Source organism: Priestia sp. KCTC 13724 (assembly GCF_056820425.1).
The window spans coordinates 1-10545 of record NZ_JBXDLD010000141.1; the positions used below are offsets into that span (position 1 = coordinate 1).

General features: G+C 40.8%; 9 protein-coding genes. 7 read left to right on the forward strand and 2 right to left on the reverse strand.

The annotated features are described in order from the left end of the window. The first annotated feature begins 77 nt into the window (after positions 1 to 77). From AC1UFB_RS16680 to AC1UFB_RS16705, 6 genes are all read left to right on the forward strand, one after another. Positions 78 to 1409: a cytochrome ubiquinol oxidase subunit I gene (locus AC1UFB_RS16680; RefSeq protein WP_061785502.1), complete on the forward strand. Its 1332-nt coding sequence runs from the start codon at positions 78 to 80 to the stop codon at positions 1407 to 1409. 11 nt (positions 1410 to 1420) lie between these two features. Continuing rightward, positions 1421 to 2434, forward strand: coding sequence for a cytochrome d ubiquinol oxidase subunit II (locus AC1UFB_RS16685; protein ID WP_025910177.1), 1014 nt, complete (start codon positions 1421 to 1423; stop codon positions 2432 to 2434). Between the two features lie 14 nt (positions 2435 to 2448). Beyond that, positions 2449 to 2550, forward strand: coding sequence for a cytochrome bd oxidase small subunit CydS family protein (gene cydS, locus AC1UFB_RS16690; RefSeq protein WP_373688673.1), 102 nt, complete (start codon positions 2449 to 2451; stop codon positions 2548 to 2550). A 35-nt stretch (positions 2551 to 2585) separates the two neighbouring features. Next, positions 2586 to 4316: a thiol reductant ABC exporter subunit CydD gene (cydD, locus tag AC1UFB_RS16695; RefSeq protein WP_482589521.1), complete on the forward strand. Its 1731-nt coding sequence runs from the start codon at positions 2586 to 2588 to the stop codon at positions 4314 to 4316. Beyond that, entirely contained in the window at positions 4313 to 6022 is a 1710-nt protein-coding gene (gene cydC / locus AC1UFB_RS16700) for a thiol reductant ABC exporter subunit CydC (RefSeq protein ID WP_482589522.1), read from the forward strand. Before cydD ends, cydC begins: the two co-directional genes overlap by 4 nt. 119 nt (positions 6023 to 6141) lie before the next feature. Then, complete coding sequence (locus tag AC1UFB_RS16705; protein ID WP_482589523.1) at positions 6142 to 7350, forward strand: metallophosphoesterase; 1209 nt, start codon at positions 6142 to 6144, stop codon at positions 7348 to 7350. 29 nt (positions 7351 to 7379) lie between these two features. Here the strand turns inward: AC1UFB_RS16705 and AC1UFB_RS16710 are convergent, their stop codons facing one another. Then, positions 7380 to 8723: a hemolysin family protein gene (locus tag AC1UFB_RS16710; RefSeq protein WP_025910182.1), complete on the reverse strand. Its 1344-nt coding sequence runs from the start codon at positions 8721 to 8723 to the stop codon at positions 7380 to 7382. Positions 8724 to 9359: 636 nt separating this feature from the next. Here AC1UFB_RS16710 and gloA2 point away from each other — a divergent pair. Continuing rightward, complete coding sequence (gene gloA2, locus AC1UFB_RS16715; RefSeq protein ID WP_025910184.1) at positions 9360 to 9755, forward strand: SMU1112c/YaeR family gloxylase I-like metalloprotein; 396 nt, start codon at positions 9360 to 9362, stop codon at positions 9753 to 9755. 26 nt (positions 9756 to 9781) lie between these two features. Here the strand turns inward: gloA2 and lepB are convergent, their stop codons facing one another. Beyond that, entirely contained in the window at positions 9782 to 10336 is a 555-nt protein-coding gene (gene lepB, locus AC1UFB_RS16720; protein ID WP_025910186.1) for a signal peptidase I, read from the reverse strand. Positions 10337 to 10545 lie beyond the last annotated feature (209 nt).

Here is a 10545-nt window from a genome sequence, read left to right on the forward strand (position 1 = left end):
CGAAAAATATTTTTTTGACACCCCACCAACGGCTCAAACCGTTGATAAATCAACATTTATAGAGGGAGGAAATGTTTGTGTTTGAGTATGATCCGGTCTTGTATAGTCGAATCTTAACCGGTTTAACACTAGCTGTGCATACGATTTTCTCAACATTAGGAGTCGGGGTTCCACTCTTAATTGCACTTGCTGAATGGATAGGAATTAAACGAAACGATGAACACTACCACTTGCTCGCTAGAAGATGGGCACGCGGATATATCATCACGGTTGCTGTCGGAGTTGTGACAGGTACAGCGATTGCACTGCAGCTGAGTTTGCTATGGCCAAACTTTATGCAGGTAGCTGGTCAAACCATTAGCTTTCCGCTCTTTTTAGAAACATTTGCGTTCTTCTTTGAAGCTATTTTCCTCGGAATTTATTTATATACGTGGGATCGCTTCAAAAATAAAATGTATCACTTGCTGCTGTTAATTCCAGCTGCGCTTGGTGCAACCGCATCGGGTTTCTTTATTACAACGGTAAACTCATTTATGAACGCACCGCTGGGCTTCACATATGAAAACGGCGTGCTTTCAAATATTAATCCGATTGCGGCTATGTTCAACCCGGCGACGCCGACAAAAGTGTCGCACGTTTTATCCTCGGCTTATTTAACGTCTGCGTTTGTGCTTGCAGCTATTGCAGCTTTTGCAATTTTACGAGGCCGCGATCACGTTTATCATAAAAAAGCGCTGCATTTATCAATGGTCGTTGCGTTTGTCTTTGCCATTGTAACGGCACTTGTTGGAGATTTGTCAGGCAAATATTTAGCAAACTATCAGCCTGAAAAACTCGCAGCGGCTGAATGGCATTTTGAAACAATGGAAGAAGCTTCGCTAATTCTAGGCGGTATTTTAACCGAAGATAACGAAGTGAAGTACGCGCTTGAAATTCCGTATGCCCTCAGTATTTTAGCTCACGGAACTCCGGGAGCTGAAGTCATTGGGCTTGAAGAATACCCTAAGGAAGATTGGCCACCACTTGTTGTTCACTACATGTTCGACTTGATGGTTGCAATTGGAATGGGACTTGCGTTCATTTCATTTATTTACATTGTGATGAAAAAGAAAAAATCATGGAATCCGCTTAACAAACCGCTTCTTAGCTTAATAGTAGCCGGTGGGCCGCTAGCGATGCTTGCGATTGAAGCAGGATGGTTCTTTACAGAAGAAGGACGTCAGCCTTGGATTATTCGAGGCGTTATGCGTACAGCAGAAGGAGCAACAACGTCTCAGCACGTTGATATTATGCTTTATCTGTTCGCTGCTTTATACGTCATTTTAATTGTATCGGCCGTGACGGTTCTTATTCGTACCTTTAGAGCAAATCCTGTCGAAAAAGAATTGAAAAAACGCGGGATTGAATAGGGAGGACTACTATGAGCTATGAAGTAATTGGTATCACGGTACTATGGACATTTTTATACGGTTATTTAATCGTTGCTTCAATTGACTTTGGAGCAGGGTTCTTTAACTACTATGCATCGGTGACAGGGAAAGGACATGTTGTACAAAAAGTAATCAATCGTTACTTGTCTCCGGTATGGGAAGTAACGAACGTATTCTTGATTTTCTTCTATGTTGGATTAGTTGGTTTCTTCCCGTCTCTTGCTTATTATTACGGAACGGCACTGTTGGTTCCTGGAAGCATCGCAATTATCTTAATTGCGCTTCGCGGCTCGTACTATGCGTTTCACCACTATGGAAACAAAGGGCGTCTAGGCTATCAACTTTTATACGGAGCAACGGGACTTTTAATTCCGGCTTCACTTTCCATCGTCTTGACGATTTCAGAAGGTGGTTATATTAAGCTAAACGGCACGAATGTTTCACTTGACTACGGGGCGTTGTTCACCAGCTTTTATTCATGGGCCGTTGTGCTTCTTGCAGTGGTGAGCGTTCTGTATATTTCTGCTTGTTTTTTAACCTTTTACGCGCACAAAGCAGGAGATGAAGGGGCATTTCGCATTTTGCGTAAATACGCATTGTTTTGGAGTACACCTACGATTTTGGCTAGCTTCCTTGTTTTTTGGGCCATGTCAGATCATAACAGCGAGCACTTTGCGAAAATGTTAAATGTATCGTGGCTGTTTGTTTTGTCATTCTTGTTCTTTGTCGGAGCCGTTTATTTTATCTGGAAGAAAAAGCGTCTTGGTTTATCATTTATCTTTGTCATGCTGCAGTTTGCCACAGCATTTTACGGGTACGGAGCGGCGCATTTACCGTACTTACTCTATCCGCACGTGACGATTTATGATAGCTTCACAAACGATACAATGGCCATCACGCTTATCATTTCCTTTCTTGCAGGACTATGCTTGCTCGTTCCATCATTATACTTATTGATGCGACTGTTTCTATTTGATAACGAGTACGTGCAGGGTAAGAAGTGAAGGAGGGACGAAATGTGAATACGTTTTTGATTATGATAGCACCTGTGTTGCTTGTGGTTGGTGCAATTGTGTTTTTGTTCATCTGGGGGGCAAAAGGAAAAAGCCCTTATCAGTAAGTACTGCTAACTAAACGTAAGGAGACCGATTGTGTATGGAACTGCTGAGAAAACGAGCATTTGCACATAAAAAAATGATGATTCCGCTCATCCTATCATCGTTGCTAAACGGTGTGATGTTAGTTGGCCAAGCATATTTCTTTGTGTACATTGTCGACCAAATCTTCTTGAAGGACGCGTCGTTTCAAGACGTGCTTCCTTCTTTTATTTATTTATTAATTGTCTTAACTGCTCGGGTGCTGTTTATCTATCTATCAAGAAAACTAGGAATTAAGCTTGGTGAAAAAGTGAAGGGTGAAATCCGAGAAGAGCTTTTTGAAAAATATGCAAACAACCCTTTACAAGCTTCGTTAAGCGGCCAAACGGGTAAAAAAGCGAGCGTAGCGATGGATGCGATTGATGAAGTGGATAACTACTTTAGCTTCTATATTCCGCAGGTCATCCAAACGAGTATTTTGCCGCTTATTATCTTACTTGCCGTGTTTACGCAGCACTGGTTTTCAGGATTATTAATGATGATAACCGCACCATTTTTCCCGATTTATATGATTGTGATCGGGTTAAAAACGCAAAAAAAAGCGGATGTTCAAATGGAAAAAATGACGGCTTTTTCAGGTCATTTCCTCGATGTTCTGCAAGGATTAACGACGCTGAAGCTCATGCGCAAAGCAAAGGTGCAAAAAGACAAGATGAAAGAGAAAAGCTTTGAATTTGGTGATGCGACAATGGATGTTTTGAAAACAGCATTTTCATCTTCTCTGGCACTGGAGTTTATTGCGATGCTAAGCGTTGGTCTCATCGCCTTTGAGCTTGGCCTACGCCTTGTTGTATTTGAAAATATTACGTTTTTTGCATCGTTTTTTATTTTAATTCTCGCACCGGATTTTTATCTATCGCTTCGAGATTTAGGTAGTGCATTTCACGCTGGAAGAGGTAGCATCGGGGCAACGAATAAAATCAAAGAAGAGCTTGAAGCTTCCGAACACGGAGTGAAGTGGGGAAATCATCGAGTAGAGCAAGGGCAACCTGCTCATATCGTGCTGGATGATATTCATTTTTCTTATCAAGAAGGAGCATTTTCATTACGTGACGTTTCGTTAATCATTAAGCCGTTTGAAAAAGTAGCGATTATCGGTCCAAACGGATCAGGAAAAACAACGCTGCTTCGATTGATTTCGGGTTTAATTGATCCAACAGAAGGACAAGTAGTCATTAATGGAAAACAGCGAACTGACATTAGCGAAGCGGATTGGTTTGAATCTATCAGCTATATTTCTCAGCACCCGTATTTATTTTCCGGAACGATTAAAGAAAATATTTGCCTTGGTACACAAACTCAAGTGACGGAAGCAGAACTTATAAAAGTAGCCGAAAAAGTGGGGCTGTTACCGCTTATTCAGTCGATGGAAGCTGGCTTTGATACGCTGATAGGTGAAGGGGGAAGAGGCCTCTCTGGCGGTGAGAAACAGCGCCTTGCACTAGCTCGTGCATTTATTAAGCAGCCTTCTCTCATTGTATTTGATGAACCGACAACTGGTCTCGATTTAGTAACGGAACAAATTCTACAATCATCCATTAAAGAGCTAAGTGAGCGAGCAACCATGATTACCGTTGCTCATCGACTTTATACGATTCGAAATGCGGACCAAATTGTTTATTTGCAAGACGGAAAAGTCATTGATTCAGGAACGCATGATGAATTAATGACGCGCATTGACAGCTATCGCGACATGATGCAGGCGCAGCAAGGAGAGGGTGTTAGATGAGAAATTTACTGACAATCAGCACAATTGTACTGAAAGAAAAAAAGGATATTGTATATACGACGATATTCGGTGTACTAGCAGGGCTCATCGGCATCTCTTTATTCGGTGCAAGCGGGTATGTCATCTCCAAGGCAGCTCTTATTCCACCGCTGTATACGTTAACGGTTATGCTTGCGCTTTTAAAGCTGTTTGGTATTGCAAAAGCTGTAACAAAATATGCGGAGCGTTATTATTCACACCGAGCAACTTTTACGATTTTGGGAAACCTGCGCGTACGCTTTTTTGAAAAATTAGAACCGCTCATGCCTAGCGTACTTCATCAGTACCGCAGCGGGGATTTACTAGCACGAATTGTTGGAGACGTAGAAAATTTACAAAACTTTTTCCTGCGGGTATTCTATCCGCCAATCGTTTTTTTCTTTGTTTTCATTAGCACCATTTTCTTTACATTGTTTTACTCAGTTTGGATTAGCGTGACCTTAGCTATTGGAATGCTCCTCACGGGGGTTGTTGTACCCATGCTTGCTGCGTGGAGGCAGCAGCGTTTAAAAGCATCTACTCAAGAACTCAGAAGTGAGCTATCGGCAGAAACAACGGAGTTTTTATACGGGTTTCGAGATTTAAAAGTTCATCAAAAAGTAGAAGAAAAGCAAGGAAAGCTAACTGAATTATCTAAGCGTTATTTAAGCGCTCAAGCAAGAAAGCAAGAAGCGGAAAACGCAAGCCAATCGTGGAGCTTAGTTATTTCCATGTTCGTATGCTGGGCCGTAACTTTATTCGGCGTCTATGACGTCACGCGAGGCGAGCTGGACGGGTTATTCCTAGCAATGCTTATTATGATTGGACTGAATGTATTTGAATATGCAGTTCCAATGGCTGCATTTCCGACTCATTTCGAAGATAGCCGTCGCTCTTCGGCGCAGCTGTTTTCTGTTATGGATAACCAGAAAGAAGTAAAGAATCCTGTTTCAGCTGTGCTTCAAGATGAACCGATGGACGTAGAAGTGAGAAATCTATCATTTGCGTATGGAAATCGCAACGTACTAGATGATGTCTCTGTTACGTTTTCAGCTGGCTCAAAAACGGCAATTGTAGGACCTAGTGGTTCTGGTAAATCCACTTTGTTTCAACTGCTCGTCAAGCTGTATGAGCCTACCTCAGACACCATATCCATTAATCAAGAGTTCTTAACGAATGTTGAACAAGAAGATTTGTGGAGCTATACGAATGTCGTGATGCAGGAAAATCATTTTTTTTACGGGACGGTTCGTGACAACCTCCTGCTAGCAAATGATAACGCGTCTGATATCGAGTTAAAAGCAGCGTTACAAGCGGTGGAGCTACATGCGTATGAGCTCGATGATCGCATCTTAGAAAAAGGTGAAAACCTATCTGGAGGCGAGCGTCAAAAGTTAGCAATGGCTCGTGCATTTTTGAAAAAAGGCCGAATTTGGCTACTGGATGAACCTTTCTCATCAATGGACTTGCTAACGGAACAAAAAGTGATTGCCGAGCTAACACAAAAAGCAAAGGACGCAACGCTTATCTTCATTAGCCACCGTCTTGCTGGCTTAGAGCGGATGGATCAAATTATTGTCATGGATGAAGGCAGAGTGGTTGAAGTTGGTTCGTTCTCTGAGCTGATGAGTAAGAAAGGTTACTTTTATCATTTAAAGCAAGTAGAAAAAAGCATTTTATTTTCATGATAAAAGCGTATCAGACCTAGCTGATGCGCTTTTTGTTATATTTGTCTTTACATATCGTTCATACTTCCTTAATGCTTCTATGGTAGCCTAACGATAACAGCATGAGGAGGGGATATGAAATGAGATTATTTCAACGTATAGCTATGCTTTTACTTGTAGGCATCTTATTGTTTACCACGTATCACCATGCTTTCCAAACGCATTTTACAGCCTCGTCTAATGATTTAATTCACGTGCAACTTTTAGGAATAAACGACCTTCACGGTCAGTTAGATCAATATCAGCAGCTCCAAGGTAAACGAGTAGGAGGAGCTGAGTATCTCGCTTCTCATTTGCAAGCATACCAAGAAAAAAATCCGCACACGCTTCTCGTTCACACCGGTGATATGGTCGGTGGGAGCCCTCCTATTTCTTCGTTATTTAATGATGAACCAACAATTGAATTTTTAAATTTGCTAAACGTTGATATTGGTACGCCAGGCAATCATGAATTTGATCGTGGAGTAGCAGAAATGAAGCGCTTAATTCATGGTGAATCCCCTCAGGAAAAAGGAAACTTTAAAGGAGCTACAGCACAGTACACCTCAGCCAACATTTTAGATAAGAAAACGGGTGAAACCGTGTTTCGGCCGTATGTCATCAAAAAAATAAACGGAGTGAACATGGGCTTTATCGGAGTTGTCACAACGGATACAAACGATTTTGTTTTGGCAAATAGTCGAGAAGAAGTAATGATTACCGATGAGGTAAATGCCATTAACAAAAGCGTAAAACAACTGAAAGAGCAAGGCATACGTTCTATTGTCGTCTTAGCTCATGTTTCTGTGCAGTCTGATCAAAATGGTGGGAATCCAAAGGAAGATTTAGCTGAAATGGCATATAAAGTAGATGACGAAGTAGACGTCATGCTAGGAGCTCATAACCATCAGTACGCTAATACCGTTGTCGATGATAAGCTGCTCGTTCAGGCTTACTCCTATGGAAAAGCTTTTTCACAAGTTGAGCTTGGGATTGATAAGCGTACTGAAGAGATTGCTTACAAACAAGCGGAAATTGTACCCGTAGAACATGAATCCGTAAAGCCAGACCCAAAAGTAATGACGTTTTTACAAACGTATAAAGATCAGCTTGGTACGGATGCTGGTAAAAGCATTGGAACGCTTCCTTATCAGCTGACGCGTAAAAAAATGAGCGAGCTGAGTCGCCAAGAAGGTGGAGATGGCTTTTCAAAACTTACAAGTACGAAAGTTTTACAGAAAGGTCCGCTTATAGTAGATGCTGTAGCTATGCATTTTGAAGATAACTATCCATTAGTTGTTCAGAAATGAAAAAAGCTGCCTCGAGGCAGCTTTTTCGGTTATATTTCAATTTTTAGTGCTTCTTGTTGCACTTCGTTTTCTTCCTGAGATAATTGACGAACTTCTACTTCTTTCATTTGATGTCCGTCCATTTCTTTTGCCGTGAATTCATATCCGTATAGAGTGACGGATTCATTTTCTTGAATATCAATGTTTTGAAGAAGCATCCATCCACCGAGCGTATCGATGTCTTCGTGCTCAAGTTGAATATCAAGCACTTCATTTACTTCATCAAGCAATACTTTTGAATTGAAGATAAAGTGTTGATCGCTAAGCTTTTGAACATACGGCTTTTCATCTGTATCAAACTCATCGCGAATTTCTCCAACAATCTCTTCTAAAATGTCTTCAACCGTTACAATACCAGCTGTACCACCATATTCATCAATAAGCACCGCCATATGCGTACGCTGTTTCTGCATGGATAGTAGTAAATCTTGAATTGGGACTGATTCAATGACTTGAATAATTGGTTTCATATACGTTTTGACAGGCTGATTACGCACAGCATCGTTTAAGACCACATCGTTTAGAATTTCTTTGATGTTGACAAGGCCGATAATATTATCTTTATCCCCATCAATGGTAATTGGATAACGAGTATAGCGATCTTCTACAGCCACTTTTAAAAATTCGTCAATTGTATCGTCTTCAGAAACAACGGCCATTTCAGTTCTTGGCACCATGATTTCACGAGCAACGCGGTTGTCAAATTCAAAAATGTTGTTTACATATTTGTATTCAGATTGATTAATTTCGCCGCCTTTATAGCTTTCTGATAAGATGATGCGAAGCTCTTCTTCACTGTGCGCTAGCTCGTGCTCTGAGGCTGGTTTTAATCCAAATAAGCCTGTTAATAAGCGAGCTGAACCGTTAAGTAACCAAATGAAAGGAAACATGACTTTATAAAAGACAATTAACGGTGGTGCAAACAGAAGCGTCACCGTTTCAGCTTTTTGAATCGCCGCTGTTTTCGGTGCTAACTCTCCAACAACGACGTGGAAAAACGTAACCGACGCAAAAGCGATTACAAACGAAAGCACGTGTGAAACGGAAGATGGAACACCTAAGTCTGCGAAAACTGGATTTAAAATGCGCTCAACTGTTGGTTCACCTAGCCAACCTAATCCAAGTGCTGTAATGGTAATACCAAGCTGACATGCGGATAAGTATTCATCTAGGTGAGTCGTGACGGTCTTCACTGCGACCGCTCCTTTTCGACCTTCTGCTACGAGCTGATCGACACGAGAGCTACGAAGTTTTACAATCGCAAACTCTGTCGCAACAAAATAAGCAGTTAAAGCAATTAAAAAGGCAACTAAAATTAAATTAATGGTTATCAATGAACATACTTACTCTGCGTAAGCAAAGTAAGTAAACACCTCCTGTAAATAATCAAATTACGACAAGAGCATGAGAAGTGAGTGCGTGAGAGTGGCTCTAGTGATTGCTTAACAGAAGTTTTTTCACCGTCATTAAGCCTTTTATTCTTGACGCTACACTTTTTGTCGTCGTGTATAATGATGTTGTTATAAGCTCGTCTTTATGAAGGAGGGTCTTGTTTTCTATATGGGATGTATTCTCCAATTGTTGCTTCCTTTTTCTAAGCAAAAGCCCTTTTTGTTTTAAAGCTTCAATAAGACGAAGATGTACGAGTAATTCTTTTGAATAGTAATTTACCGTGCGTTTTGTTATAAATGCCATCTCTGCAAGCTTGCTAATTTTATACATCGCAATCCCATCAGAAAACCACCTCCCTTCAAGTAGTAATAGGAATAAATAGTATAGTCGCTCAAAAATTGATTTGAAAAATAGTATACTATAAAACTATGTTTGATGACAAAAAAACGATTGAACAGAGTGGGAAATTAGTTTAAACGATACGAACGGAAAGAGAATTTCCTAAAATAGTAAATGTGTCTTTTCTTTTTTTAGTTGCTCGGTTATGATGAAAGCAATGATTACATAGGAGGGCAAGGATGGAGTTTAAGAGAATTCACCATGTAGCAATCATCGCAAGTAATTATGAGCAATCAAAAGCGTTTTATGTAGAAAAGCTAGGAGCGCGTATTTTAGAAGAGACATATCGAGAGCATCGCGACTCTTATAAGCTAGACTTAGAGCTAGCGCCAGGAGTACAAATTGAGTTGTTTTCATTTCCAAATCCTCCAGCTCGTCCATCACAACCAGAGGCTTGTGGTCTTCGGCATTTAGCTTTTGCTGTTGAAGACGTGGAAGCAGCAAAAGTAGAGTTAGAGAGTAGAGGCATTGAGGTAGAACCGATTCGAGTGGATGAGTTAACAGGAAGGTTATTTACGTTTTTTGCAGATCCAGACGGCCTTCCGCTTGAGTTGTATGAAGAGAATGGGTATTAAAAAAGGAGCGGACGCCGCTCCTTTTTTTAGTGCATTAGTTTGAGATCAGTCAGAGGCCAATATTTCACATCGACTTCACCAACGATGTCTGAGACAGGTGTTAATCCGAAGTGTCGGCCATCGCGGCTTATTCTACGGTTGTCTCCGAGTACAAGGACGAATCCATGAGGAATGATGCCGTCATTTACGAGTTCTTCGGTAGAGAAGTTTTCAGTGAAGCGTTCGTATGTCGGGATATGCTGTAGGTATTTATGTAAGTGAGGTTCACTTACTTTTTGGTTATTAATATAGAGCTGGTCATCAATGTATTCAATCTTTTCGCCTGCAACACCGATTATTCTTTTAACGAGGTACTCGTCTTGGTCATGAGGAGAGTGAAGGACGACGAGATCGAAGCGTTGATAGTTGCTTAGTTTATTAATAATAATACGGTTGCCTTCTTGAAGCGTAGGATTCATAGAGTCTCCTTTAACGGTATAAGGCTGAAAGAAATACTGTTGCACAATAAGAGAAAAGAGAAGTGTTCCGAGAATGATGGAGCAATAGATTATGATTTCTCGTTTTATGCGAGTTTTTCTCAATATAAGAGCACCTTCTTTTTTAAGTGAATCGTTTTGTTAAATCAAATAGAAAGAATAAAGAACAGAATTGATTGTACCATTGTTAGCTAAAGATTTCCATTTGTATATGCGTGTTATTCATATTTTCATAGGAGGGAAGACGCATGCAACGAGTCGTGATTTTCACTTCGGATTGCTCGCTTTCCGCAGGGCTCGGTCTGAGCTTCCTC